Annotated in this window: 22 protein-coding genes and 1 tRNA gene; 11 read left to right on the top strand and 12 right to left on the bottom strand. The window is 70.5% G+C overall.

Annotated features, from left to right (window positions below; all coding sequences use genetic code 11):
* Window positions 1-31 precede the first annotated feature (31 nt).
* From DPQ65_RS11335 to DPQ65_RS11320, 4 genes are all read right to left on the bottom strand, one after another.
* Window positions 32-3,844 carry a lamin tail domain-containing metallophosphoesterase family protein gene (locus DPQ65_RS11335; RefSeq protein WP_114907415.1) on the bottom strand — a complete coding sequence of 1,271 codons (3,813 nt, stop codon included), beginning with the start codon at window positions 3,842-3,844 and terminating at the stop codon, window positions 32-34.
* 195 nt (window positions 3,845-4,039) lie between these two features.
* Window positions 4,040-5,188 (bottom strand): ATP-binding protein, encoded by a 1,149-nt coding sequence (locus DPQ65_RS11330; protein WP_114907414.1) that lies wholly within the window; start codon window positions 5,186-5,188, stop codon window positions 4,040-4,042.
* Between the two features lie 311 nt (window positions 5,189-5,499).
* Window positions 5,500-5,576, bottom strand: a tRNA-Pro gene (locus DPQ65_RS11325).
* 69 nt (window positions 5,577-5,645) lie between these two features.
* A complete protein-coding gene (locus tag DPQ65_RS11320; RefSeq protein ID WP_238146798.1) occupies window positions 5,646-6,572 on the bottom strand; it encodes a metallophosphoesterase in 927 nt (308 codons plus the stop codon).
* 57 nt (window positions 6,573-6,629) lie between these two features.
* On the opposite strand from DPQ65_RS11320, the gene DPQ65_RS11315 reads away from it, so the two are divergent.
* A complete protein-coding gene (locus tag DPQ65_RS11315; protein ID WP_114907412.1) occupies window positions 6,630-7,094 on the top strand; it encodes a GatB/YqeY domain-containing protein in 465 nt (154 codons plus the stop codon).
* Here DPQ65_RS11315 and DPQ65_RS11310 read toward each other — a convergent pair whose 3' ends face one another.
* Genes DPQ65_RS11310 through DPQ65_RS11295 form a run of 4 tightly spaced genes read right to left on the bottom strand, consistent with a single transcriptional unit; the run spans window position 7,095 to window position 12,551 of the window.
* Entirely contained in the window at window positions 7,095-9,614 is a 2,520-nt protein-coding gene (locus DPQ65_RS11310) for a penicillin-binding protein (protein ID WP_114907411.1), read from the bottom strand.
* A 30-nt stretch (window positions 9,615-9,644) separates the two neighbouring features.
* Window positions 9,645-10,775, bottom strand: coding sequence for an ArsA family ATPase (bagB, locus tag DPQ65_RS11305; RefSeq protein ID WP_337589687.1), 1,131 nt, complete (start codon window positions 10,773-10,775; stop codon window positions 9,645-9,647).
* Window positions 10,768-11,790 (bottom strand): ArsA-related P-loop ATPase, encoded by a 1,023-nt coding sequence (locus DPQ65_RS11300; protein WP_202863093.1) that lies wholly within the window; start codon window positions 11,788-11,790, stop codon window positions 10,768-10,770. Before DPQ65_RS11300 ends, bagB begins: the two co-directional genes overlap by 8 nt.
* The gene (locus DPQ65_RS11295) at window positions 11,787-12,551 is read right to left on the bottom strand and encodes an alpha/beta hydrolase family protein (RefSeq protein ID WP_202863092.1); all 765 of its coding nucleotides are present in this window, start codon (window positions 12,549-12,551) and stop codon (window positions 11,787-11,789) included. The genes DPQ65_RS11300 and DPQ65_RS11295 overlap by 4 nt, the downstream gene beginning before the upstream one ends.
* A gap of 67 nt (window positions 12,552-12,618) precedes the next feature.
* Here DPQ65_RS11295 and DPQ65_RS11290 point away from each other — a divergent pair, with 67 nt between their 5' ends.
* The 5 genes from DPQ65_RS11290 (at window position 12,619) to DPQ65_RS11270 (ending at window position 16,512) form a co-directional block, all read left to right on the top strand.
* A complete protein-coding gene (locus tag DPQ65_RS11290) occupies window positions 12,619-13,899 on the top strand; it encodes an NAD(P)/FAD-dependent oxidoreductase (protein ID WP_114907409.1) in 1,281 nt (426 codons plus the stop codon).
* 223 nt (window positions 13,900-14,122) lie between these two features.
* Entirely contained in the window at window positions 14,123-14,278 is a 156-nt protein-coding gene (locus DPQ65_RS11285) for a Sp36 family protein (protein ID WP_114907408.1), read from the top strand.
* A complete protein-coding gene (locus DPQ65_RS11280; RefSeq protein ID WP_114907407.1) occupies window positions 14,275-14,748 on the top strand; it encodes a RidA family protein in 474 nt (157 codons plus the stop codon). The genes DPQ65_RS11285 and DPQ65_RS11280 overlap by 4 nt, the downstream gene beginning before the upstream one ends.
* 24 nt (window positions 14,749-14,772) lie before the next feature.
* Window positions 14,773-15,621 carry an NUDIX hydrolase gene (locus DPQ65_RS11275; protein ID WP_202863091.1) on the top strand — a complete coding sequence of 283 codons (849 nt, stop codon included), beginning with the start codon at window positions 14,773-14,775 and terminating at the stop codon, window positions 15,619-15,621.
* A 99-nt stretch (window positions 15,622-15,720) separates the two neighbouring features.
* Window positions 15,721-16,512, top strand: a complete 792-nt coding sequence (locus tag DPQ65_RS11270; protein WP_114907406.1) for an MBL fold metallo-hydrolase — start codon at window positions 15,721-15,723, stop codon at window positions 16,510-16,512.
* Between the two features lie 69 nt (window positions 16,513-16,581).
* On the opposite strand, the gene DPQ65_RS11265 is transcribed toward DPQ65_RS11270, so the two are convergent.
* Window positions 16,582-17,259 carry a Crp/Fnr family transcriptional regulator gene (locus DPQ65_RS11265; RefSeq protein ID WP_114907520.1) on the bottom strand — a complete coding sequence of 226 codons (678 nt, stop codon included), beginning with the start codon at window positions 17,257-17,259 and terminating at the stop codon, window positions 16,582-16,584.
* Window positions 17,260-17,315: 56 nt separating this feature from the next.
* Between DPQ65_RS11265 and nth the strand changes: the two genes are divergently transcribed.
* Both nth and DPQ65_RS11255 read left to right on the top strand, forming a co-directional pair.
* The gene (gene nth, locus DPQ65_RS11260; RefSeq protein WP_114907405.1) at window positions 17,316-18,050 is read left to right on the top strand and encodes an endonuclease III; all 735 of its coding nucleotides are present in this window, start codon (window positions 17,316-17,318) and stop codon (window positions 18,048-18,050) included.
* Window positions 18,047-18,790 carry an NUDIX hydrolase gene (locus tag DPQ65_RS11255; protein ID WP_162802175.1) on the top strand — a complete coding sequence of 248 codons (744 nt, stop codon included), beginning with the start codon at window positions 18,047-18,049 and terminating at the stop codon, window positions 18,788-18,790. Before nth ends, DPQ65_RS11255 begins: the two co-directional genes overlap by 4 nt.
* Window positions 18,791-19,109: 319 nt before the next feature.
* Here the strand turns inward: DPQ65_RS11255 and DPQ65_RS11250 are convergent, their stop codons facing one another.
* The 3 genes from DPQ65_RS11250 to DPQ65_RS11240 form a co-directional block, all read right to left on the bottom strand.
* A complete protein-coding gene (locus DPQ65_RS11250) occupies window positions 19,110-19,538 on the bottom strand; it encodes a phage holin family protein (protein WP_114907403.1) in 429 nt (142 codons plus the stop codon).
* 355 nt (window positions 19,539-19,893) lie between these two features.
* Window positions 19,894-21,882: an acetate--CoA ligase gene (gene acs, locus DPQ65_RS11245; protein WP_114907402.1), complete on the bottom strand. Its 1,989-nt coding sequence runs from the start codon at window positions 21,880-21,882 to the stop codon at window positions 19,894-19,896.
* A 137-nt stretch (window positions 21,883-22,019) separates the two neighbouring features.
* Entirely contained in the window at window positions 22,020-22,658 is a 639-nt protein-coding gene (locus DPQ65_RS11240; protein ID WP_238146797.1) for an AMIN-like domain-containing (lipo)protein, read from the bottom strand.
* 117 nt (window positions 22,659-22,775) lie between these two features.
* Between DPQ65_RS11240 and DPQ65_RS11235 the strand changes: the two genes are divergently transcribed.
* The 3 genes from DPQ65_RS11235 to DPQ65_RS11225 all read left to right on the top strand — a co-directional run bounded on the left by DPQ65_RS11235 (window position 22,776) and on the right by DPQ65_RS11225 (window position 26,195).
* Complete coding sequence (locus DPQ65_RS11235) at window positions 22,776-23,645, top strand: Fic family protein (RefSeq protein WP_114907518.1); 870 nt, start codon at window positions 22,776-22,778, stop codon at window positions 23,643-23,645.
* 626 nt (window positions 23,646-24,271) lie between these two features.
* A complete protein-coding gene (locus tag DPQ65_RS11230) occupies window positions 24,272-25,012 on the top strand; it encodes a CpaE-like family protein (protein ID WP_162802174.1) in 741 nt (246 codons plus the stop codon).
* A gap of 1 nt (window position 25,013) precedes the next feature.
* The gene (locus DPQ65_RS11225; RefSeq protein WP_114907400.1) at window positions 25,014-26,195 is read left to right on the top strand and encodes a TadA family conjugal transfer-associated ATPase; all 1,182 of its coding nucleotides are present in this window, start codon (window positions 25,014-25,016) and stop codon (window positions 26,193-26,195) included.
* Window positions 26,196-26,229: the final 34 nt, after the last annotated feature.

Genomic DNA, 26,229 nt, shown 5'->3' with positions numbered 1-26,229 from the left:
GGTCAGCACCGGGGCGTTTGTTGTGGGTGCGTCAGCCGAGCTGGTCCAGGACCGCGAGCGCCTGAGCCCGCAGGTCGTCCCGGGCCTCGTCGGTGAGGGTGTCCGGACGCTTCGGGTCGTCCAGGTGGCGCACGAAGCGGTCCAGGGCCGAGCCGGCCTGGCTCGGGCGACCCCCGGCCAGGTGGTGCTGAGCCTGGCCCAGGGCGTTGCCCAGCTGGTGGGCGATCGGCCCAGCGACGTCACCGGAGGCCACGTAGCCCTCCAACGACTCCTCCAGCGCGTCCAGGCCCTCGACCGGGTCCACCGCCGCGCCGTCGAGCACGGTCGGCACGGAGTGGACGACGTTGCCGTCCGCATCCGACACCTCGGCATACCAGAGTTGGTCGGTGCCCGACTCCGGCAGGTCCACCGCGACCTCCGCACCCGGCGTCGTCGACGCCGTGGTGACGACCGTGGATGGCGCGGTCAGCGCCCACCCCGTCGAGGTGATGTCCGTGGAGCGCAGCAGGTGCACCCCGACGACGAACTCGTCGTCGGTGTTGTCATAGCGTGCGGCGTCCCCGCGGAACGCCGGCTCGTCATAGCGCCATGCCTCGAAGCTGTCCAGCGTCGGGGAGTAGGCGTTGACGGCCATCAGCGAGGCGTCGATGTCGAGCTGCAGGAGCCGCTGGAAGCCGGTGTCCCGATCCAGCAGGTCACTGCGCACCACGGTCGGGTCGTCCAGCAGCGTGGAGCGGTAGCCCTGGTAGTCGGCCAGCATCTCCACGACGGTCCGTCCGTTGGCGCCGACGTTCTCGACCGCCGTCGCACCGCCGGCGACCTGTTTGACGGGCGAGCGCTCGCCGGTCACCGGGTCGGCGATGTAGGTCGATGTGCCGTGGTAGTGCCCGCCGAAGACCAGGAAGACGTTGTCGTTGGGGGCGACCACGCGCTCCCACATGTCATCGGCGTTGCCCTGGTAGCGCAGGTCGCTGTTGTCCCGCACCCCGCTGGTGTGCAGGTAGGAGTGCGTCGCCAGCACCACGTTGTGGTCGGGATGCGCAGCCGCCTGCTCCGAGGCCCAGTCCATCTGCTCCAGCGTCGGGCGGTAGGGCAGCGACACCACCATAAAGTCCAGCCCCGCCGCCGAGAAGAAGTCGGTGTGCGCGGAGTTGTCGCCCTCGGCCCAGGCCTCGCCGTACCACGGCTTGTCCTCATACATCTCCACCGGGAAGTACTCGTTGTAGCGGTCGTTGTCGTGGCCCCACATGTTGTCGTGGTTGCCCGGCAGGATCCCGTTGGGCACGTCCGCCTCGTTGATGAGCGTCATGATGTCCTGGGCAGCCTGGTACTCCCGGTGGGCACGCTCCGAGGCGTGGTTGCCGTTCATCCAGTTCTCGATGATGTCGCCGGTGTGGGAGTTGTAGCCGATCTTGCGGGCGTCGGCGTTGGCCACCACCCAGGTCGCCATCTGGCGGTAGACGTCCCGGAAGCCCTCGGCGACGAACTGGGTGTCGGTCATGTGGTTGATGGCCACGTCATAGCTGCCGGGGTCGGCGAACGCCTGGTCGGTCACCCCGATCTCGTCGAGGAGCCCGCCCTGGGTGCGGGGCCCGTCGATGACCATGACGTATGCCGTGTCGCCGGCGGTCTCGGAGGTGGCCAGCTGGGCCGTGAGGGTGAGGTCACCGTCCGCTGAAGGGACCCCGGCGTCGGCGGTGCGCCACGTCTCCTGCTCGGGCTGCCAGACGAGGAGCTGGAGCTCGTTGCGCTGCTCGGCCGTGCCGGACCAGACGAACTCGCTCTCGCCCTCGGCCGGGACCTCGAGACGCAGGTACGGGTAGGCCCCCGTGGTGCCCTCGACGCCCGGAGCCTGGATGTCCTCGACGGGCTGCTCGTCGGCGCCCACGAGGGTGGTGGGGACCGGCACGTCGCTGCTGCCGGCGTGCACGACCGCCCCCTCGGTGCTGAGCAGGTCGGCGGCGCGCACCTCGATGTCCAGTGTGGAGCCGGCTTCGTCGGCGGTCGTGAGGGTCACGGCTGACCCCTCGCCCTCCACGGCTGGAGTGCCGGGCACGTGGTTGGTGTCGACGGAGACCGGGTCGAGCTCGCCCTCCAGCGGCAGGGTCGGGTCGACATAGGCCGCGTCCTCCAGCACGCCTGGCGACCGGGGAGCGACCACGAAGTCGAGCTCGTTGTCCCCGAGGAACTGCGCCCTCGTGTAGCTCTCGCCCTGGTCGGTCTTGGTCCAGTTGCGCGCCTGCTCGCCCAGTCTGCAGGGCGTGTAGTGGTCGTCATTGATGTCATAGGACGCGAACGCGTCGACCAGGGACCCCTCGGCGTCGGTGATGTACATGCCGTAGCCGTCGGTCTGGTTCAGACCGGTGGGGTAGGTGCCGTCGGCGAGGTCGAGCAGTGCTGCGGGAGCACCGGCCGCGACCCCGAGGTAGACCTCGCCGGGCTGCAGGGTCACCTCGCCGAGGTCGGCGATCTGGGCGTTGGCCCCGACTCCGGGCTGGCCGGTGCCGTAGCAGCGGTAGGCACTCCACCCGGAGAGGTCGACGGGTTGGTCGCCATAGTTGCCGAGCTCGAAGAACTCGTCGTTGCCGCCGGCCGGTCCGGCTCCCACGACCTCGCTGATCCGCACGTCCTGGAAGCCAGCGAAGCTGGGTGCCGGGGCGTAGTCGGTGCTCGCGTCCTCGACGCCCGGTGTGCGGGTGGTGGTCACGATGAAGTCGGCGTTGTTGTCGCCGGTGTCGCTGACCCGCTGATAGGTGGTGGAGTCGAAGTGGTTGAGCCGCTCGCTGATCGGCTGGCCGTCGGTGCACGGGGAGTTGCGGTTGGAGTAGGCGCCCGCGCGGTCGACGATCTCCTCCTGCGGGGTGAACAGGACCACGCCGAAGTCGCGCCAGTGCATGGACGTGCCGTAGGTGACGTCGGCCTGGTCTGCGTAGGCACCGCTCGCGCGGGCGGCCAGGTAGCTGTCGCCAGGAGCGAGCACGGCGTCCTCGGGGAAGGCGCTGACCTGAAGATACTGGGAGCCGTTCGCTCCGCAGCGGAAGAGCTGGTAGTCAGTCATGTCAACGGGCTCGGTGCCGTAGTTGGTGATCTCGACGTACTGGTCGAGGGTGCTGCTGGCAGCGCCGCTGTTGAACTCGGAGAAGCGCAGCCCGTTGTCGACCCGCGGCACATCCTGTTCGGTGGCGTTGGGAGCGTCGACGGTGCGGGGCGCGATCACCCAGTCGGCCTCGAGGTCGCCGGTGGTGCCGACCCGCTGGTGGGACTCGTCGAGCCGGTGCTGCAGCCCCCGCTGCAGCCACTCGCCGTCATTGGTCTTGCAGTCGGTCGTGACGTCCTCGTGGTAGAACCCGATCGCGTCGCGGCGCTGGCCGTCGGCGTCCTGGATGAAGGCACCGAAGCCGAAGGAGTGCAGGTTGGTCTCATAGTAGGCATCGGCCTCATAGCCGGAGCCAGCAGCAGCGGCGGTGAACTGGTCGCCCGGCTCCAGCATGGTGCCGTCCTCGACGACAGCCTGCGGGCCGTACCCGCTGCCGGCCTGACCGCAGCGGAAGATCTGCCACCCCGAGATGTCGATGGGGGAGTCGCCGTAGTTGGTCACCTCGATGAAGTTCTTGTGTCCGTCCCGGTTGGACTGGGAGGTCGCGCCCGGCCCGCCCGCCGCGACCTCGCTGATCAGGACGGAGCTGGGCTCGATGTCGAAGCGGGCCGGGAGCACCGTGCTGGCGGCGGTCGGTGCGAGCAGGGTGGCGGGGAGGGCAAGCGATGCCAGGGCCGCCAGTCCGGTGCTCCAGGTGGTCCGGGATCTGAGGCGGGGGACCCGGGATGGTCTGTGCGTGGGTGACAAGACGTGAGTTCCTCTCGTGACGAGCCGCGCACCCGTCCTTGGGTGCGCGGCGGGAGTGTCCTCACGCTGTCGTGGTCAGGTAGCGGGCTCGCGTAGGGAGTGTCTCGCAGAGGTGAACAGCACAAGACGCTGCTGCCCAGGTCGTGGGCGAGGCACGGCAGGCAATGTCATGCCAATGCCCCCCGCACCCGACGTCTACCGGTTGGTGAGAGTTCGGACGTAGGTGCCGAATCCCGGGACCGTGAACTCGAGCACGCCATGTCCCGGGGCGTCCACAATGCCCTTGTCGAGCAGTGACTGTCGCGTCATGGACAAGGCGGTGGTGTCCACGCCGAGTTGGTCGGCAATGTCGCGGCGTGCGACGGGCCCTGCTGGGTGATCGGCCATGGCCGCGAGGATGTCTCGTTCGCGAGCGGTGGCCTTGGCCCAGCGGGTGCGGTACAACTCGGTCAGATCTATGTCAACGCGCTCCTGGGCGGCATTGACGTGATCGAGGGTGAGTTGGTGGCCGGGGGCGGGGTTGCCGGCAGCGTGCCAGACCTCGTCGCCGTAGACCTGGATGAAGTAGGGGTAGCCCTGGGCGCGTTCGACGACCGTGGTCAGAGCGTCCATGGCCCAGGAGACTCCCATCGCCGCGCTGGGGGCGGTCAGCGCCTGACGGGTCTCGTGCGGCTCCAGGTCGCGCATGGGGCGGTATTGGAAGCGTTCGGCGTGGGTGACGGCGCCGGTGACGACGTCGGGGGTGTGGGACAGGCCCGCAGCCAGAAGGGCCGCAGGGACAGGGTCCTCGCTGGCCTGCAACTCCTGCCAGGCGTAGCCGATCGTGCGCAGGGAGTCCTCGTCGGCGGATTGGAACTCATCGACGAGCAGGACCAGACCCTTGCGGTCGGTGTCCTGGGCTGCTGCGCGAGCCGTGTGGGTGATCAGGTCCCGGAAGGCGCGTGTTGCCTCGGGGGCAGGTCGGTCTGCCCCTGTCGCCTCGATGTGGGCGACTCCCGGGATCCCGGCCGACAACTTCACCTGGCCCACGCGTTCGGCCAGCACGTCGCCATGACCCCAACCACGCGCAAGCTGCTGCACCTCGTCGGCGACAACTGCCGTCAGGACGCCGTTGCCGGCCGTGACGAACACGGTGGCCAGGCCGAGGTCGTGCGCCGTGCGCTGGACGCGGCGCAGCAGGCTGGTCTTTCCCACTCCCCGTGGGCCGACGTCGACGCGGACTCGGCCGGCGAAGCGGCCATCGAGCGCGACCCGGGCCAGCAGCCCACTGATGTCAGTGAGTTGAACCTCGCGCCCCGGGATCTCGCGGGCGGTCTCGCCGGGGGTGTAGGGACTCGACTGCACAGTATCGACCTCTCGACGCTTGATAGGTCTTTATAGTTGGGTGAAACTATAAGCCACGATACGGCCGAAGTCGAGAGTCCGACGTATAGATCCCCGGTGCTCGATCGGTTTGCCTACGCATGGATGTGGGACCACGGCGGCTGGGACGTCGTCCCGCACGGCGCGCCCGAACGGTGAGGAGATCGGAACCGGCGGCTGCACTCCTTGACGGGCGTGCCAGTCTCGTAGGTCCATGGCACGTTCAAGGCATGCCGGGAAAAGGGGAGAGGCTCCTGACCTACATAACTGCAGGTCAGGAGCCTCTCATGCCATGGTCGGGGTGACAGGATTTGAACCTGCGACCTCCTCGTCCCGAACGAGGCGCGCTACCAAGCTGCGCCACACCCCGTGGCTCGTGCCGTGCAGCACGCAGCGTCGGCAATGCTAACCCAGGCCGAGCCTCCGCACCGAATCGCTGTCAGACCAGCGTCAGCAGCGTGGCCTCCGGTCGGCAGGCGAAGCGGAATGGTGAGTACGGCGATGCACCCAGCCCGGCAGAGACCTCCAGCCAGGCGGCGGTCGGCGGAGCTGCGGACGACGGGGTCGAACCGGCGCCGGGCCACCAGCGGGACAGGCCCTTGGCCCGCCCGGGGACGAGGTCACAGTTGGTGACCAGGGCTCCGTGGAAGGGCACACAGACCTGGCCGCCGTGGGTGTGGCCGGCCAGCACCAGGCCCGCCCCGTCGGTCGTCATGGCATCGAGCACCCGCTGGTAGGGCGCGTGGGTCACGCCGACCAGCAGCTCGGTGTCCGGTGCGGCCGGGCCCGCCGCTTGGTCGTAGCGGTCATACTCCAGGTGCGGGTCGTCCACGCCGACGAACTCCAGACGCACACCACGCAGGGTCAGAGCCCCGCGGGCGTTGTTCAGGTCGAGCCAGCCCGCGGAGGTGAAGCCGTCGATCAGGTCCTGGGTGGGCAGTCGAGCGGAGGTCAGCGCCTCACCGCGCTGGTGACTGTCGTTGAAGTAGCGCAACGGGTTCTTCAGCGTGGGAGGGAAGTAGTCGTTGCTGCCGAGCACGAAGACGCCGGGGATCTCAAGCAGATCACGGTAGGTGTCCAGCACGGCCGGGACCGCGTCCCGGTGCGCCAGGTTGTCACCGGTGGTGATGACTAGGTCCGGCTCGAGGGCGGCCAGGGAACGCACCCAGTCCTGCTTGGTGCGCTGTCCCGGCACCAGGTGCAGATCGGACAGGTGCAGCACCCGCAGCGGAGCAGCCCCGGCCGGCAGGACGGGCACCTCGAACTCACGCAACGCGAACGCGCGCGGCTCGACCAGCGTGCTCCAGGCGAGCACCCCGGCCCCGAGCCCGACCAGTCCGGCTGCACCACGGCATACGAGATTCACTCCCAGATCATCGCAAACCGGGGGCTGGCAGACCGCCCGCGGTGAGAGACTGGACCCATGACCGAGCAGACGGCCCTCAAGGACACCCTCCAGCGCGACCTGCATGACGCCATGCGCGCCAAGGACCGGGTGCGCTCGTCCACCCTGCGCATGGCCCTCACCGCGATCTCCAACGAAGAGGTCGCCGGCACCCAGGCTCGTGTGCTCACCGACGATGAGGTCCTCAAGGTGCTGACCAAGGAGGCCAAGAAGCGTCGGGAGGCCGCCGAGGCCTACACCAGTGCCGGCCGCCAGGAGCTGGCGGACCAGGAGGAGGCCGAGCTCGTCGTGCTCGAGGCCTACCTGCCCGAGCAGCTCGACGACGCGGCGCTGGATGAGCTGGCCACCGCAGCGGTGGCCGAGGTCGGTGCCACCGGGATGCAGCAGATGGGCCAGGTGATGAAGGTCCTGCAGCCGCAGGTCGCCGGGCGTGCCGAGGGTGGCCGGATCGCCGCTGCCGTGAAGCGGGCGCTCAGCACCTGATCAGGGGCTGTGGACGTCGCCCGGGCCCGGATCGAGTTCGCCGTCATCCGGGGGCGCCCACGAGCCGCTGTCGTCGTCATCATCATCATCGTCGTCGTCGTCGTCATCAGCCGGCGGTGGCGAGGACGACCACGAGCCGCTGGAGACGTAGATGTGGACCGTCTTGCCCGCCTTCATCATGGTGCCCTCGGAGGGCGAGGTGTAGAGCACGGTGCCCTCGGGCTCGGAAGAGCTGCGCTGGTAGTCCTCGGTCAGGAAGCCCTCGGCACCCAGGATCCGGATCGCGTCCTCCAGGCGCTCGCCCTCGACGTCGGGCACGGCCCGGTCCTCGCCGTACTTGATCTCGTTGGAGGGCTCGTCAAAGTCCTCGGTCGGCTCGTCCTCCAGCGCGGTGTCCATCAGGTCCTTCCACAGCACCGCGGACAGCTTGGAGCCGTAGAACCAGCCGTCGATGGTGTGCTCGCCCAGGGTGAAGTCCTTGAGGTCGCCCTCATACTTCGCACCCGGGCTGCCGATCCAGACCGCGGTGGACAGCTGCGGGGTGTAGCCGGCGAACCAGGTGTGCTTGCTCTCGTCGGCGGTGCCCGTCTTGCCGCCGGCCGGTCGGTCGTTGGCCAGGACCGCCCGGAAGCCGGAGCCGGGCAGGCTGACGACCTCCTGCATCAGCTCGGCGGTGCCCGCGGCGACGTCGGGGTCGACCACCTGCTCACAGCCCGGGAGGTCCAGCGGGATCTCCTTGCCGTCGGCGTCGACGATCTGGGTGACCGGGACCGGCGGGCAGTAGAGCCCGCCCGCGGCGATCGTCGCGTAGGACGTGGCGACGGTCAGCGGGCTGGCGTTGTCCGCACCCAGGACGAACGTGGGGGCCACGCTGGCCGGACCGGAGCCGTAGGGCTCGCCGGAGGCCGCGTGCAGGCCCATGTCCGTCATGGTGTCGCGGATGTTGCACGTGCCGACCTGGGAGGCCAGCGTCGCGAACGCCGTGTTGACCGAGGACATCGTGGCCTTGCGCAGCGTGATCGTCGACTCGTGGTTGGCGTCCTCGGCGTTGCGGACCGCCCACTCGTCAATGCCGAGACTGCAGCCCTCCTGGAAGTCCTCGCGGGTGAAGATCACGGCTGGCCGGGTGTCGCCCTCGGGGCGGGAGCCGGGGACCTCGGGGTTGCGCCAGTTGTTGTCGTCGTCGACCTGCACGGCATCGCGGAGGCTGAGGGCGGCCTCGAGTGGGACGCCAGTCTCCAGGGCGGTGACCAGGGTGAAGGCCTTGGCCACCGAGCCGATCTGGAAGCCCTCGCTGCCGCCGTAGCGACTGTCGACGCTCCAGTTGACCGAGGTCTCGCTGAACCGGTCCTGCGACTCCTCGATGTTGTAGTCCGAGCTCTGCCCGAAGGCGACCACGTGCCCGGTGCCCGGCTCGACCATGGCGGCTGCCGAGGCCAGCTTGTACTCGTTGCCGGGCGGGGCGTACTCCTGCGTGCGCTCGGTGATCAGCTGGGACATCTCGGGGTCGAGTGTGGTGGTGATCGTCAGGCCACCGGTGGTCAGCAGCGTCTCGCGCTCCTCACGCGTCGCTCCGAGCGCCTCGTGCTGCAACAGCCACTCGGTGACGTAGTCGCAGAAGTAGGGGTAGGAGGAGTTCATGCAGGACCGCTGGCTGTCGGTGACGTTGAGCTCGATCTCTGACTCGCGGGCCTTGGTCCACTCGCTCTCGGTGATCATGCCCTGTTGGTACATCTTGTCCAGCACGACATTGCGCCGGGCGAGTGAGGCGTCATAGTCGTGGATCGGGTCGGTGATGCTGGGGGCGCGCACGATGCCGGCCAGCGTGGCGGCCTCGGGCAGGTTGAGCTCGCTGGACTTGACCCCGAAGTAGTGGCGGGCGGCCGCCTCGACGCCGTAGACGCGGTCACCGTAGTAGGCGAGGTTGAGGTATCCCTCGAGGATCTCGTCCTTGGTCAGCCGCTGCTCCAGGGTGACGGCGTACTTGAGCTCGCGCAGTTTGCGAACGTAGCCCTCGATCCCGCTGCGGGCCTGCAGCGCGTGCAGAGCTTCGGTGTTCTCCTCCTGGAGTGCCTCCTGCTGCAGCCGGAGCTTGACGTACTGCTGGGTGAGCGTGGAGCCGCCCTGGGTGCTCTCCGAGGTCGCGTTGCTCACCATGGCGCGCGACAGGGCTCGCAGGTCCATGCCGCCATGGTCATAGAAGCGCTCGTCCTCGATCGCGATCTGCGCCTGCTTCATGAAGGGGGAGATCTCATCCAGACCCACCAGGATGCGGTTCTCCTCGGCGGGCGTGGCGATCAGGTCACCGCCGGCCGTCTGAATGCGGGACTGCTGGGCCAGCGGGTTCTGCTCCAGGTCGCCGGGCAGCTCCTCAAACAGGCTGACTCCCTCACGTGCTGCGGTGCCACCAGCCCCGATGACGGGCAGCAGCAGACCCGCGCCGATGAGTCCCATCAGCAGGGAGATCGCCAGGAACGCGCCCAGCAGGGACGTCACGCGGGCAAGGGTCGTGGCACGCATGGACTCAAGACTAGCGGCGCACCCTGGGAATTAGGGTGTGCTGAGCGACTCGGCGACACGCCGCAGGGCGGGCAGGTCGGCGATGTCGGCGCCGGCCAGGGGCACCTGGACGGTCGCCAGCTTCGGGTAGGCGGCGGCAGTGTCCCGGATCAGGCGGCGGTGTCGGGCGGCCACCTCCGCGTGATCGGCATGGGCACGCAGCACGGCGGCCGTATGCGGATCGCCGGACTCCTCGATCGACTCCGCCGCATCGCGGGCCCGGTCCGCGGAGATCCTGGCGCGGGACACCGCGACCCGGTTCAGGACGAGACCGGCGAGCGGCATCCGGTCCCTGGCCAGGCGGTGCACGAAGAAGCCCGCCTCGCGCAGGGCGTCGCGCTCGGGGGCCGCCACCACCACGAACCGGGTGCCGGGTGCCTGCAGCAGACGGTAGGTCTCATCGGCCCGGGCCCGGAACCCGCCGAAGACGGTGTCCATGGCCGCCACGAAGGTGCTGACGTCCAACAGGAACTGCTTGCCCAACAGCTTGCCCAGCGTCGACGCGGCCAGGGACATGCCGACCCCGAGCGCCCGGGCACCGACCCGACCGCCGGCGCGGGCAGGGGCGCTGACCAGCCGGATGAACCGGCCGTCGAGGAAGGAGCCCAGGCGCTGGGGAGCGTCCAGGAAGTCCAGTGCCGAGCGGGAGGGTGGGGTGTCCACCACGATCAGGTCCCAGCTGTCCTCGGCCTGGGCCTGGGCCCGAAGCTGGCCGAGACGTTCCATCGCCATGTACTCCTGCGTCCCGGCGAAGGAGGACGACACCGCCTGGTAGACCGGGTTGTCCAGGATCTGCTGGGCCGTCTCGGGCTCGGCATGCGTGAGCACCACCTCGTCGAAGGTGCGTTTCATGTCGAGCATCATCGCGTCGAGGGATCCGCCGGCCGAGGTGTCCACGCCGACCACCGGCCGCGGGGTGTTGTCCAGCTCGGTGAGGCCCAGGGCCTGGGCGAGCCGCCGAGCCGGATCGATGGTGAGCACGACGACCCGCCTGCCCTGCTCGGCGGCGTGCAGGGCGAGTGCTGCGGCCGTGGTGGTCTTGCCGACGCCGCCGGACCCGCAGCAGACCACCACCGAGGTGGCCGGGTCCGCGAGCACGGCACCGAGGTCCAGGTCAGGCACTGGCCACCCCCTGGGCTGCGAGTTCGGCGGCGAGGCGGCGCACCGCGTCGGGGCCGACTCCCTCGGGCAGGTGGGGCAGGACCAGCACCGGTCTCCCGGCGGCGACCACGGCGTCCTCCAGCGAGGCCTCCAGGTCCCGGCGCTGCACGGCCTCGGCGGCTGTCTGCTCCAGGCCGCTGATCATCGCGGCTGACGTGCGGATGCCGACCGACTCCAGCTGCTCGGCGAGCCGGGCGGGGTCGGGTGCCTGCTCGGCGACCAGGTCGAGGGAGGCGCGGACCCCGGCGTCCCTGGCCTGGTTCACGATCAGCGCGCCGACCTGCAGGCCCTCGGATGTCAGGGACTCGACCGCATCGAGGGTCTCCTGCACAGGCAGCTGCTCCAGCAGCGTGACCAGGTGCACCAGCGTGGTGTCGGAGTGCAGCAGCTGGTGGATCGCGTCGGCCTGATGGCGGATCGGCCCGACCCTGGCCAGGTCGGCCAACTGTCCGGTGACGTCGAGGAAGCGGCCCACCCGTCCGGTCGGCGGGGCGTCCAGCACCACGGCGTCGTAGGCAGGAGGGTCCTCGGACCGGCTGCGCCGCCCAGGGGCCCGACCCGCCGTGGTCCGCCGGACCGACTCATAGATCTTGCCGCCGATCAGCACGTCCCGGACACCGGGGGCGATCGTGGTCGCGAACTCGATGGCGCCCATCTTGTGCAGCAGGTCGCCGGCGCGGCCGAGGCGATAGAACAGCCGCAGGTACTCCACCAGTGCCGCGCCGGCCTCGATGGACAGCCCCCACACCTGTCCGCCGTCCAAGCCCGCGGCGACCTCCTCCTCCTGGGTGCCCAGCGGTGCGACGTCCAGCACCTGGCTGATGCCCTGCCGCTCCTCGGTCTCCACGAGCAGCACCCGCTGTCCCTCCTGCGCCAGCGCCGTGGCCAGGGAGGCGGCGACCGTCGTCTTGCCGGTGCCGCCCTTGCCGGTGACGATGTGCAGCCGCGGGTCGGTCGTCACCCCGTGCCAGGTCACGCGGTCCTGCCCGACCCGGTGAGCCGGATGATCTCCGTGAGCAGGGCCGGCCAGGCCGCGGACTCCGGGTCGATCAGGTCGAAGTGGTCGCTGTCGTCGAGCACGGTCAGCACATCGCGTCCGGGAGTCCCGCACGTGGCCATCCACGACTCCGACAGAGCCAGTGGCACCTGCTGGTCGGCCCGGCCGTGCAGCAGGGCCACCGGGGTCGGGGTCGGGCCGAGGTCGATCGGGTCGGAGCCGAGGAAGGGCTGCTGCTGCCAGTCGGTCCCGCCCATCAGGGCATCGGCAGCGCCGTCGTCGAGCCCGAGACGTCCCACCATCCGCAGGTCCAGGCAGCCGGCCAGGCTCACCGCCCCCAGCAGCCCAGCCGCCTCCGGCCTATGTAGCAACCACACGGCGAGGTGCCCACCCGCGGAGTGACCGACCAACAGGGTCGGCTCCGGCAGGCCCTCGTCCGCGCGGACCATCGCCAGGGCCGCGGTCAGGTCCTGCCCCGGACCGGGCCAGGTGCCGCCGGGCATCCCGGTCCGGCGGTACTCCGGCAGCGCCACCGCGAACCCCGCGTCGGCCAGCGCCGTCGCCAGCGGGCGCAGGTGGGTGCGGTCCCACTCGGCCCGCCAGAAACCGCCGTGCACCAGGACCACGGTGACGCTCGCAGCGGGCGCCAGCCACACGTCATACAGCTGGGTCTGGCCGGGGCCGAACGTCATGGTGCGGTCCGGTTCGCGGGCGGAGCGGGTCAGGACATCACGGGACACGGGCACCATTGTGAACCAGTCGGAGCCCACTCGTCGGGGGAGTGCCGGCCATTGGTACGGTCCGAGCATGGCAACGTCGCCGCAGACCAAGAGCGCCCCAGAGCACGTGATCGTCGTCGGAGCAGGCATGGTGGGCCTGTCCACCGCCTGGTTCCTCCAGCAGCGGGGGGTGCGTGTCACCGTCCTGGAACGGTCGGCCGTCGCAGCCGGCGCATCCTGGGGCAACGCGGGGTGGATCACGCCCGCGATGGCGATCCCGCTGGCCGAGCCCGCGGTCCTGAGGTATGGCATGAAGGCGGTGCTCGACCCGTCCGCGCCGCTGCACGTGCCGATCAGTCTCGATCCGCCGCTGTGGAGCTTCCTGCTGCGCTTCGCGGCCCGCTGCACGGGGGCGACCTGGCGCCGCACGATGGCGGCCCTGGCGCCCCTCAACATCGCCGCGCTGGATGCCTATGACGAGCTGGAGGCCGACCCCGGGATGCACGCTGCGCTGCGCAGCGGCCCGATCCTGGCGGCCTTCCAGGAGGGCGAGCACGCCGACGGCCTGCTGCACGAGTTCGACCAGATCCGCGAGGCGGGCCTGGAGCTGGAGGCCGGCGACGTGCCCCTCTCCCAGCTCGCGGAGCTGGCGCCCGTCGTCTCCGACAACGTGCGCCGCGCCATCCGCATCGACGGTCAGCGGTTCATGAACCCGGGGGCGTATGTCGCTGGGCTGGCCGACGCGGTCCGCTCCCGCGGGGGTGAGGTGCGGGAGGGCGCCGATGTGCGTGGCCTCCGGCACGGGCCCGGCGGGATCTCGGTCGACCTGGTGGGCGCACCGCCGGTGCGCGGAGACGCCGTGGTGCTGGCCACTGGCGCCTGGCTGCCCACGCTCGCCCGGCAGTACGGCGTGCGCACGACCCTCCGGGCCGGCCGCGGCTACTCCTTCTCGGTCGCGCAGCCGACCGATGGCCGCCAGGTGACCAACCCGATCTACTTCCCCTACGAGCGGATCGTCTGCACCCCGCTGGGCGACACCGGCCAGATCCGGATGGGCGGCACGATGGAGTTCCAGCCGACCGACGCGCCGCTGTATCCGCAGCGCATCGAGTCGATCGTCGCCAACGCCGCCCCGCTGGTGCAGGGGCTGGACCTGCACGACCGGCAGGACGAGTGGGTCGGCGCCCGCCCGGTCACCGTCGACGGCCTCCCGCTGGTGGGGCCGACCCGCGCACCGGGCGTCTGGGTGCACGGCGGCCATGGGATGTGGGGCATGTGCCAGGGACCGGCCACGGCCCGGCTGCTCGCCGAGCAGATGGTCACTGGCCGCGCCCCCGACGCCCTGCGCCCCCTGACCCCCACCCGCTGACCCTCGCCCCCCACCCGACCGAGCGCGCGGTGAGGCGTCCCACAACCCGACCGAGCGCACCGTGAGGCGTCCCACAACCCGACCGAGCGCACCGTGAGGCGTCCCACAACCCAACCGGGCGCACCGTGAGGCGTCCCACAACCCGACCGGGCGCACGGTGAGCTGATCGCAGAGGTGACCCACGGCATACCACTGGCCCGGGTGCGGTCGCTAGAGTCGGGCCATGGCCAACTGGGAATACGCAACCGTGCCGCTCATCGTGCACGCCACCAAGCAGATCCTCGACCAGTGGGGGGAGGACGGCTGGGAACTGGTCCAGGTCGTCCCCGGACCCGACGGCACCAATCTGGTCGCCTACCTCAAGCGGGAGAAGCCGTGAGCGCGGTCGAGGAGCGCCTGTCCGCCCTGGGGCACACCGTGCCCGAGGTCGTGCCGCCGGTCGCCGCCTACGTGCCAGCCGTTCAGCAGGGCGAGCTTGTCTTCACCTCTGGGCAGCTGCCGATGGTGGACGGGAAGCTCGCCGGAGCCGGCAAGGTCGGTGAGGGTGCGGGTCTGGTGGACCCCGAGGAGGCCAAGCGGCTCGCCGGGATCTGCGCCCTCAACGCGATCGCAGCGGTCAAGTCGCTCGTCGGTGACCTGGACAAGGTGACCCGCGTCGTCAAGGTCGTCGGCTTCGTGGCCAGTGACCCGTCCTTCACCGGTCAGCCCGGCGTCATCAACGGTGCCAGCGAGCTGCTCGGCGAGGCCTTCGGAGACGCCGGCATCCACGCCCGGTCCGCCGTGGGCGTGGCCGTGCTCCCGCTGGACACCCCCGTCGAGGTGGAGATCACAGTTGCCGTCTCGGCCTGAGCTGTGACCTTTCGGGACTTCCCGATGCCCGGCCCGCTCCGGGGCCACGCACGGAACTGGCTGGACGCCGGCGGCACGGTCGGCGAGCCCGTGACTGCCAAGCCGTCGGCCACGGTGATGCTGCTGCGTCCCGGCGGGAGCGGCCCCGAGGTCTTCGTCCTCAAACGGGCAGCCACGATGGCTTTTGCGCCCAACATGCTGGCCTTTCCCGGCGGTGGGGTCGACGTCCGCGACGCTGACCCCAGCGTGCCGTGGGCGGGGCCGAGCCCGCACGACTGGGCCACCCGGCTCGACACTGCCGTCGAGCAGGCCCGCGAGCTGGTCATCGCCGCGGCCCGCGAGGTCTTTGAGGAGTGCGGGGTGCTGCTTGCCGGCCCGGACGCCCGCTCCGTGGTCGCGGACCTGACCGACCCTGCCTGGGACGATGAGCGCGATGCCCTCCTCTCCAGGGAACAGTCGTTCGCCGAGCTCCTGATCCGACGCCAGTTGGTGCTCCGCACCGACCTGCTGGCGCTGCGCGCCCACTGGATCACGCCGGAGTGCGAGCCGAAGCGCTATGACACCCGGTTCTTCGTCGCCCGGTTGCCGGAGGGGCAGATCGCCGACGACCGGAACTCCGAGGCGGTGGTCGTGCAGTGGGCCGCCCCGGAGCAGCTGCTGGCCGAGCACGACGCCGGCGAGCACCGACTGCTGCCACCCACCCGGGTGATGCTCGAGCAGCTGGCGAGCGCTGACAGCCTGGACGATGCCCTGACCGCCGCGACCGACGTGTGGACCGTGATGCCCTGGCCGGCGGAGCACAGCGACGCCATCTGGATGCGGGCACCGGTTGACGAGCACGGCCACGGGCTGCCACCCGCCGCCACGTCCTGAGACCCGCCACGCGCTGACGCAGACCGAGACCTGACACCGACCGAGACCCGACGCAGACCGAGACCCGACACCGACCGAGACGAGGACGAGGTGCCCGACATGACGCCGTGGACAGGTGGCCCGCTCAACGAACGCGTGACCTGCACCCTGTGCCCCAACCCCAGCCCGATGACGCTGGAGGGCACCAACACCTGGATCCTCTCCGCCCCGGGGGCCGACGAGGCTGTCGTCATCGACCCGGGCCCCCTGGACGAGGACCATCTGCAGCGGGTGCTGGCCGACGTCGCCGCGCGGGGTGCACGGGTCGGGGTGGTGCTGTTCACCCACGAGCACTGGGATCACGCAGAGTCCCTCGAGCGCTTCGGTGAGCTCACGGGTGCGCCGTTGCGGGGCAACATCCCCGGCGCAGAACCCGTCGCCGACGGCGAGGTGTTCGAGGTCGGTGGCGTGAGACTGCGGACGGTGCTGACGCCGGGGCACACCATGGCCTCGGTCTGTTTCCTGCTCGAGGGTGACGGGATCCTGTTCACCGGTGACACGATTCTCGGCCGGGGCACGACCGTGGTGGCGCATCCGGACGGCCAGCTGTCGGCATACCTGGACACCCTGGACACGATCGGTGACCTGGCCTCAGCCGGAGTCACCACCCTGGCCCCGGGCCATGGCCCCGTGCTGACCGACGCGGCCGCGGTCGTGCAGCAGTATGCCGACCATCGCCAGGAGCGCCTGGCTCAGGTCCGCGACGCGGTCGTGGGCCAGGAGGAGCTGCCCCGCGCGGAGCTGGCGGACCGGGTCGTGGCCGAGGTGTATGCCGAGGTGCCGGGCAACGTCTGGCCTGCCGCCCGGCAGAGCGTGCTGGCTCAGCTGGACTACCTGGACGCTGGTCGGTAGCCAGCGGGCCGGCCGGCCGTCGTAGGCGCTCGCCGGCTCGTCGGCGTGGGCGGGTCGATGCTCCGCGCGTCAGCGGGAGCGGCGCCGCAGCCGCTCGAGGTCGAGCAGGGTCACCGACTTGGCCCCCAGCACCAGCCACCCGCGGGTGGCGAAGTCGGCCAGGGCCTTGTTGACGGTCTCGCGGGAGGCACCGACCAGCTGGGCCAGCTCTTCCTGAGTGAGGTCGTGGGCGACCTTGACGCCGGCATCGGTGCGCTTGCCGAAGCGGACCGAGAGGTCCAGCAGGGCCTTGGCGACACGGCCGGGCACGTCGGTGAAGACCAGGTCGGACATGTCCTCGTTGGTGCGCCGGAGCCGTCGGGCCAGTCCGGCCAGCATCATCATCGCGACCTCGGGGTGGCCGTCCAGGAAGGCGCGCAGGTCGGCGTTGCCCAGAGAGATGAGCTCCGCCTCGGCGACGGTGCGGGCACTGGTCAGGCGTGGGCCGGGGTCGAACAGGCTCAGCTCCCCGAACATCTCGCCGGGTCCCAGCACAGACAGCAGGCTCTCCCGGCCGTCCCCGCTGGTGCGCGCCAGCTTCATCTTGCCGGTCACGATGACATACAGCGAGTCGCCCTGGTCCCCCTCCTCGAAGACGGACTCTCCGCGCGCCAGGCGCAGGGGCGTCATCGAGTCGGCGAGCCGCATCGCGGTCTCGTCGTCCAGGGCCGCAAACAGCGGGGTTTTCTTCACGACTTGACGGTCCACGGTGGTCATCCTGCCACTAAGGCCCCACGTCGTGTCGAGTGTCCGTGTCGATGTCTATGGTTGGAGGCGTGACCCAGACGCTCGAGACACCCACCGGAGAGACGTCGCTGGCGCTGACCCGGAGGGCGCGCCGGATGTTTCGTCTGCTCGCGGAGCGCTATCCCGATGCGCACTGCGAGCTGGATTTCACCAACCCGTTCGAGCTGCTCGTCGCCACGATCCTGTCGGCTCAGACGACCGACGTGCGCGTCAACCTGGTCACTCCCGAGCTGTTCCGCCGTTATCCCGACGCGCACGCCCTGGCCGGTGCCGACCGGACCGACGTCGAGACGATCATCGCCTCGACCGGGTTCTTCCGGGCCAAGACCAACTCGCTGCTCAAGCTGGGCGTGGCGTTGGTCGAGCAGCACGACGGTGAGGTGCCGGGGCGGATGGTCGACCTGGTCAAGCTCCCGGGCGTGGGCCGCAAGACCGCCAACGTGGTGCTGGGCAACGCGTTCGGTGTGCCGGGCATCACCGTGGACACGCACTTCGGACGACTGGCCCGTCGGTTCGGCTGGACGGCGGAGGAGGATCCGGTCAAGGTCGAGCACGCCGTGGGCGCCATCATCCAGCGCAAGGACTGGACCCAGCTCTCGCACGTCCTCGTCTTCCACGGACGGCGCACCTGCCACGCCAAGAAGCCTGCCTGCGGGGCCTGCCCGGTCGCGCGGCTCTGCCCGTCCTACGGCGTCGGGGAGACCGATCCGGACAAGGCCGCTGCGCTGGTCCGCACGGCACCGCCGCGGTGACGGTGCCAGCCTGGCTCAGCGGGTTGGTTGAGCGGGCCAGCAACCCGACACGCGTGCGACCCTGGCAGCGGGAGCTGCCACCCACCGGTCAGCCGGGCCACCGGCAGTCGGCCGTGCTGCTGCTGTTCTCGCCCACCGACTCGGCCACCCCCGGGAGTCCAGCCGCAGCCGGAAAGACGTCGCTGTCAGCCGATGGGCCGGATCCGCTGGTGTTGCAGGACGTCTCGATCGTGCTCACCGAGCGAGCGCACACGCTGCGCTCACACCCGGGCCAGGTGTCCTTCCCGGGTGGCCGTGCCGAGCCCACTGATCGCGACCTCGCCGCCACCGCCCTGCGCGAGACCCATGAGGAGGTGGGCGTCGAGCCGGGGACCGTGGAGATCGCCGGCGTGCTGCCTGCCCTCAACCTGTCCGTCAGCTCGCACGATGTCTCCCCGGTCCTGGGCTGGTGGCCGCACCCGAGTCGGATCTGGGCGCGGGAGCCGGCCGAGGTCGCGAGCGTGCTGCAGGTGCCGATCGCCGACCTGGTCGACCCCGGCAACCGGTTCCGGGTCGAGACACCGAACGGGTGGGTCGGGCCTGCCTTCGACGCGCAGGGGCTGTTGGTGTGGGGCTTCACGGCGATGGTCCTCTCCGACATCCTCCACGTGGCCGGTTGGGAGCTCCCGTGGGACACCTCCGATGTGCGGCCGCTCCCGCCGCCCTACGGATCGACGCGGCCTGCACGGGGCGTGCGCTAGCCGGCGTGAACTGTTGGCGCCGGTGACGCGATGCCCCCGGGAGCCGCTGCAGGCCGCACGGCGACCGGAATCGTCAGGAGCCTCCTGGCGAACCCGCAGGTCAGCGAGGTGCCGTCCGGAGCGGAGACCGACGATTCCGGTTGGTGTGCGGAGCGGAACACCCGGCCCATCCCGGTTGACGTGCGGGGGGGGGCAGAACACCCGGCCCATCCCGGTTGGCGTGCGGGGGCGGAACACCCGGCCCGGAGGCACCCGGGCGTGGGCAGGAAGTCAGGTCGCAGGACGTCCCGACCAGTCGCGGTCGGCGCCCGCGGGCCGGTCAGGCCGCTGAGGAGCCCTTGTCGGCGGGCTGCACGCTCGACTTGAGCGCGTCGACGGTCTGCTGCGCGTTGTTGATGGCCTTCACCGGCTTGGGCTGTGCCTTGTTCACCTGCAGGTAGCCAGCCAGGCCCAGCCCGCCGATGATCAGGAGCAACACGCCGGACACGATGAGCAGGCCGGCCCACAGGGGAAGGCCTGCTGCCTCGATGCCCCACGCGGCAGCGAACAGCAGGAGTCCGAGCAGGTAGAGCGCCAACACACCAGCAATGGCAAAGAAGACGATGCCCTTGCCCAACTTGGTGACGCCGTCGGTCACCTCGGTCTTGGCGAGCTCGATCTCACTGCGGACGATGGTGGACATATCGGTCGTCACGTCGGAGACGAGTTGCCCGATGGTCCGCTCGGGTGTCTGGTTGCCGGTCGTCATGATGACGACCCTAACGCGTGATGGCCTGCTCCACAGTTCGGTCCGGTGCCCCGTTCACCACCACAGGGTGGCCCGGTCCACCCGCACCCCCCATCTGCGCAAGTCGTCGCACGACAAAGGGGTGCCCACCCGACACCCCCTGTTCGTGTCGGGTGGGCACCCTGTCGACTCCCGGTCCCGTGACAGCCGGTGCTCGCCGCATCCGAGGGAGTGGACCGCGGCCGCGTGTCGATATCTCAAGTCTGCCGCCCGGATCGTCTGGAGCGGACCCCACGTGGGTAAGTTCTTCGCAAAGAAATAGCGGCTCTGCGCGGGAGTCACGCTCCCGCACAGAGCCGCTATGTTCAGGGGCCGGTCAGTCCTCGCCGCCGCCGGCGCCGGGGCCGTCCAGTCCGGACTTGATGAGGTCCATGACCGAGCTGTCAGCGAGTGTCGTCACGTCACCGACCTCACGCTTCTCAGCGACGTCGCGCAGCAGGCGGCGCATGATCTTGCCGGAGCGTGTCTTCGGCAGCTCGGCGACCACCAGGATCTGCCGCGGCTTGGCGATCGGGCCGATCTCCTTGGCCACGTGGTTGCGCAACTCCGCCACCAGCTCGGCACCCTCGCCGACCTCGTCGGCGGCCGTGACCGCCTCGGATCGCAGGATCACGAAGGCGACCACGGCCTGACCCGTCATCGCGTCGGTGGCGCCCACGACAGCAGCCTCGGCCACCTTCTCGTGGCTCACCAGTGCCGACTCGATCTCGGTCGTGGACAGGCGGTGGCCCGAGACGTTCATCACATCGTCAACCCGACCGAGCACCCAGACGTTGCCGTCCGTGTCCTTCTTGGCGCCGTCGCCGGCGAAGTACAGACCCTCGTAGCGTGACCAGTAGGTCTCCTTGTAACGCTCCAGGTCCCCCCAGATGCCGCGCAGCATGCCCGGCCACGGGCTGCGGGCGACCAGGTAGCCCCCGGAGCCGTTGGGCACGGACTCGCCGGCCTCGTCCACCACGTCCAGGTCGATGCCGGGGAGGGCCACCTGGCAGGAGCCGGGGCGGGCTGCGGTCACGCCTGGCAGCGGGCTGGCCATGATGGCCCCGGTCTCGGTCTGCCACCATGTGTCCACGATCGGGGTGCGGTCGCCGCCGATGACGCGGCGATACCACATCCACGCCTCCGGGTTGATGGGCTCACCGACCGAGCCGAGCAGCCGCAGCGACGTCAGGTCGTGCCGGTTGGGGAACTCCTCGCCCCACTTCATGCAGGCGCGGATCGCGGTGGGCGCGGTGTAGAGGATGCTGACCTTCTTGTCCTCAACGATCTGCCACCAACGGTCCTTGTCCGGGGTGTCCGGGGTGCCCTCATACATCACCTGGGTGGCGCCGAGCGCCATGGGCCCGTAGACGATGTAACTGTGACCGGTGACCCAGCCGATGTCGGCGGTGCACCAGTAGACGTCGGACTCCGGGTGGACGTCGTGGACCACGTGCGAGGTGTAGGCGCACTGCGTCAGGTAGCCGCCCGTGGTGTGCAGGATGCCCTTCGGCTTCCCGGTGGTGCCGGAGGTGTAGAGGATGAACAGCGGGTGCTCGGAGTCGAAGGCCTCCGGGGTGTGCTCGGGGGCGGCCGCGGCAAGGGCCTCGTGCCACCACTGGTCGCGCCCCTGCGTCCACTCGACCTCGGTCTCGGTGCGCTGGACCACCAGGACGTGCTCCACGGTCGTCTCACCGGTGATGGCTGCGTCGACGGCAGGCTTGAGCGCGGAGGGCTTGCCGCGACGGTAGCCGCCGTCCGCGGTGATCACGACCTTGGCCTCGCCGTCGGCTATGCGGCTGCGGAGGGCGTCGGCGGAGAAGCCTCCGAAGACCACCGAGTGCGGGGCACCGAGCCGGGCGCAGGCGAGCATCGCCACGACGGTCTCGGGGATCATCGGGAGGTAGAGCGCGACCCGGTCCCCTGCCCTGACACCCAGGTCAACCAGCGCGTTGGCGGCGCGCTGCACCTGCTCGTGCAACTCCGCATACGTGATGTCCCGGGTGTCTCCCGGCTCACCGACGAAGTGGAGGGCGACGCGGTCCCCGTTGCCGGCCTCGACGTGCCGGTCCACGCAGTTGACCGCGGCGTTGAGTCGGCCGCCGCCGAACCACTTCGCCACGGGGGCCTCGGACCAGTCGAGCACCTGCTCGAAGCCGGTGTCCCAGGTGAGGTACGTGCGTGCCTGCTCCGCCCAGAAGCCCTCCCGGTCCTCCGCGGCCCGGTCATACAGCTCCTGGGTGCCGTTCGCGTGAGCCGCGAACTCGGCCGAGGGCGGGAAGGTCCGCTCCTCGTGCAGCAGATTGGACAGGGTCTCCTCGGCCACGATGCCTCCTCGAATCGACGGTGGTGTCTGCACCCCAGCCAACACTCTCACCGCACCGGAGGCAACAGCGGCCCACCCCCGTCGCGACGACCGGTGCCCGGCGAGGGGTCAGCGGTCGCCGCGGCGGGGACCAGTGGTCACCAGCGGTGGGCGACGTCCACCACGAGTCGCGCGCCGTCACCGGGACCATCGAGCACGAGGACCCGGAACGGCAACCGGGCACGGACGCCCAGTCCCACCGTGGTCTGCCCCTCGAAACTGCCGGCGAGGGCGATCTGCCGGAAGGTGTCCCAGCCGGTCACGTTGACCAACTGGTCGCGGCGGGTCGGGGAGTAGGTCGGGGACCCATCCGCGTAGGCCGGTGCCCGCAGCACAATCTGCAGGTCGGCGGCCCCGGCCAGCGGAACGAGTCGGCCAGAACCGTCTGCGCGAACCGCGTCGACATAGCGCACGTCATAGGTCAGGGACCGCGGCACGTTGGCGACGTCGATGACCAACCGATCAAAGCAGGTATGCCGACCCGCCCGAACTCCCTCGACCGTGCCCGTGGTGTGGGTGGTCCCGTTGGTCCTGCCCAGGGAGCCCCAGTAGATGCCGCAGTACGGACTGCTCTGCAGGGGGCTGCTCACCGCGGTGGTCAGGGAGCGGAGGGAGGCCGACTCGTTCGTGCCTGCTCCGGGCGCCGGTGGGGCGGCTGCCAGGAGGAGGGCGGCGAGCCCTGCGGCGGCCCACCCCCGCCGAGCGCGTGTGGCTGGGGTCCGGGCTGTTGTGTGCATGACTGCCTCCTCGGTGATCTCGGGTCGAGGCCTTCCGTCGGTGGTCGGTTCGTGCCCGTCTGTGCCTGGTATGACGCCGGTCGGTCCCCGGAGGTTGGCGCCGCCTACGCTGGCCCGGTGAGAACTGGGAATGGCGTGGCCGAACAGGTGTCGTCACTGCTGACGCTGCCGGGTGTCGCTGAGGCGGTGGAAGAGGCGCGGACGGCCTGCACCGAGCTGCGCTGGCACCAGGCGTTGCGGCGCCGCATCCCAGAGGCTGCGGCCGAGTCGCGGGTGCGCGGTGCGACCGCGACCGCGCTGTTGGAGGGGGCAGAGCCGGCCGGGTCCCAGGGCACGGTGACCCTGGTGCGTGACATCGTGCGCGGCGCCGTGGGCTGGCCGGAGGAGCCGGACCCGGTGGAGCGGGTGCTCAAGGCCGCGGTGCAGGTGACCGCGGCGACCGAGGCGGTCGGCCCGGCAGCGATGGCCAGCCCGGCCCAACTGCTGGCCCGACTGCACGTCGCGGCCACCGCCGACCTGCTCCCCGCCGAGCAGGTCGGACGTCCCCGTCGACCGGGGGAGACGTGCACCGAGTTCGGTGATCTCGGCGAGGCGGCTCCCGCTGGGCAGCTCCCGGAACGGCTGGACTCCGTGTATGCCCTCCTGGGGACCCTGCGCACCGGCAGCTCGGCCCTGGTGGTGGCCTCGCTGGTGCACGCCGAAGTGGTGACGGTCCGTCCCTTCGTCAGCGGCAACGGGCTGGTTGCCCGAGCCCTCGAGCGGGTGGTGCACCGCGTCGGCGGGCTGGACCCGACCGGGGTCGCGGTGCCGGAACTGGGCCACGCGCAGAAGGTGGGGGCGGACTACCGGGGTGCGCTCACGGCATACGGGCAGGGTGGTGTCGAGGGTGTCCGGCTCTGGCTGTTGCAGTGCTGCGAAGGGGCCGTTCGGGGTGCCGAGGCCGGGACCGCCATCGCCGACGCCGTGCTCGCCGGACGGTTGAGCTGATCCGTGCCTCTTCCTGCGTGAGGTCTTCCCTTGTGGCCCGATGAGGAGTACAAAGGAACCATGTAGCGGATTCGTCCGCTACCGGCGGTGACGACCCGGGCACCCACGCGCGGCCAGTCCACTGATGGACCGTTCGTGGTCCGGCTTGCCGGACCCGACAACTGAGTGCACGCACTGTTCACCCGGGCCGCCTCCGTTGTTGGATGACGCCTCCTCCGTGGGGCGTCATCCCCTGTCTGGGTCATGGCAGCCCTGCTCGACGGGCGTCTACGCAGGGCGGTTGACCGGGCCTTGGCCATTGCCTGGCCAATTCTCCATCAATCGGACATCTGCGGTTTGCCATGAGTTTGCTCAGGGTGCCTGGTGTGGTGCATACTTGTTGGTACAGCGCTCCCCGCAAGGGTTGTAGCGCGGGTGGTGTGGGTCATCCCCCCTGACCTGCATCACCGACGGCCCCCGCTCCCCCCGCGGGGGCCGTCCCCTTTCCCCACCTTTTTCGTCGAGGCCTTGCACGGTCCGCCCGCTCCTGCCCTGCCCGGTGCACAGGGTGCCCGGACAGGACGTGCAGTCCACAGGTGGAGGGCGTCGGTGGAATCGGTGCACATATCGGGCCGATAGTGCTGGTCATGACGATGACCCCAGAGCCGGCCGGAGTGCCCGGTGGTCGTTTCACGCTCGGAGTCCTCGGCGCTTCCGGCGGGGTGGGCTCCAGCGCCCTGGCGACTGCGTGTGCGGTCCGGGCCGCAGCAGCCCGCCGAGAGGTCGCCTTGGTCGATGGTCACCCGTGGGGCGGTGGGCTCGACGTCATGGCGGGCCTGGATCTCGAGCCCGGTCTGCGGTGGTCAGCGTTGCGTGACGTCCGTGGTGACGTGGATCCGCAGCGCCTGGTCGGCGAGCTGCCGGCCACGAGCTCGGGGTTGCGCTGCCTGTCCTGGGGTGTGCCGCCGGCAGGGGAGGAGCCATCCGGGCCGGAGCCCGTCCTGTCCGCTGTGCGGGCCGCTGTCGAGCTCTCCGTGCTGGACCTTCCGCGGCCCGCCACGCCTGCCATCGGCCATCAGAGGTGGTGGGGGGTCTGCGACGCCGTGGTCCTCGTCGTGGAGGCCTCCGTCACGGGGATCGGCGCCGCAACGGCTGTCGCCCCGGGGGTCGAGGGTCTGGCTGGCATCGTGCTTCGCCTGCCGACCCCGTTGCCGGACAAGGTCATCGGCGCGACTCTCGGCGCACCGGTCCTGGCCCGACTGGGGGAGGACCGCACGGTCCGGGTCATCCTGGAGCGCGGCGGGGCTGTCGGGAGCGACTCGGGTCCGCTCGCGGACGCCGCCGACGAGGTGCTGGAGTGCGTGCTGCCGAGGATCCGGGCGGCCTGACATGAGCGAGGAGAACTCGGCGAGGGACCGTGTGTGGCAACAGATCAGGGCGGGGAGGACACCGTCTGCCCAAGCGGTCGACGCGATTGCCGAGCGGGAGTCTGTGCGCCTCGGCAGCGTCGGGGTGGCCTCGCTCCGGGACGAGCTGCGCAGCGAGGTGCTGGGCGCCGGTCCGCTCGAGCCGCTGCTTGCCGACCCCGCCGTGACCGACATCCTGGTGAACGGACTCGACGGGGTCTGGGTCGACCGTGGTGAGGGCCTGGTGCGGGACCCGACGCGGTTCTCCGAGGTCGACTCCGTGCGCCGGCTGGCGGTGCGGCTGGCAACGCTTGCCGGGACGAGGCTGGATGATGCCAGCCCGTGGGTCGACGGGCTGCTCCCCGGGGGCGTGCGACTCCACGCGCTGCTGCCTCCCCTCGTTGCCGGCGGCGCCCACCTGAGCCTGCGCATCCCGCGGCGGGACAGCCCCGGCCTGGCGACCCTTCGGGACTGGGGCATGCTCGACGAGACGGTCGAGTGCCTGCTCCGAGAGGTCATCCAGCGACGCGTGTCCTTCGTGATCACCGGCGGCACCGGATCGGGAAAGACCACCCTGCTCGGTGCCATGCTCCAGGCCGTGGACCACTCGGATCGGATTGTGTTGGTCGAGGACACCCGGGAGCTGGCGGTCCGGCACCCGCACGTGGTGCGACTGCAGGGCAGGTCCGCCAACGTCGAGGGGCGTGGCGAGGTGACGTTGACGACGCTGGTCCGGCAGTCGCTGCGCATGCGGCCCGACCGCCTGGTGATCGGCGAGGTGAGAGGAGCAGAGGTGCGCGAGATGATGAGTGCGCTGAACACCGGCCACGAGGGTGGCGCGAGCACCCTGCACGCCAATGCGGTGGCCGATGTGCCATCGCGGTTCGAGGCGCTGGGTGCACTTGCCGGGCTGCCGACCGACGCCGTGCACGCCCAACTCGCCAGCGCGATCAGGGTTGTGGTCCACCTGACCCGGGACCAGGGCAACCGCACGGTCCGCGAGATCGGTGTGGTGCACCGGGAGAGTGGTGACCGTCTCGCCACGGTGATCCCGGCACTCGGGCCGGACGGGGAGTCCGCACACGGTTGGGCACTGCTGCGTCGCGTCCTCGACCGCCAGGTCATCGGAAGCGGACTCGGCGACCTGCGACCGGCGGAGGGGTGAACCGGTGCTCAACGCCCTGGCCGGCCTGTGCGCC

This window comes from Ornithinimicrobium murale, assembly GCF_003352835.1.
GTDB lineage: Bacteria > Actinomycetota > Actinomycetes > Actinomycetales > Dermatophilaceae > Ornithinicoccus > Ornithinicoccus muralis.
Note: the sequence above shows the minus strand (reverse complement) of the source record. Positions and strands in the feature narration are given on the sequence as shown.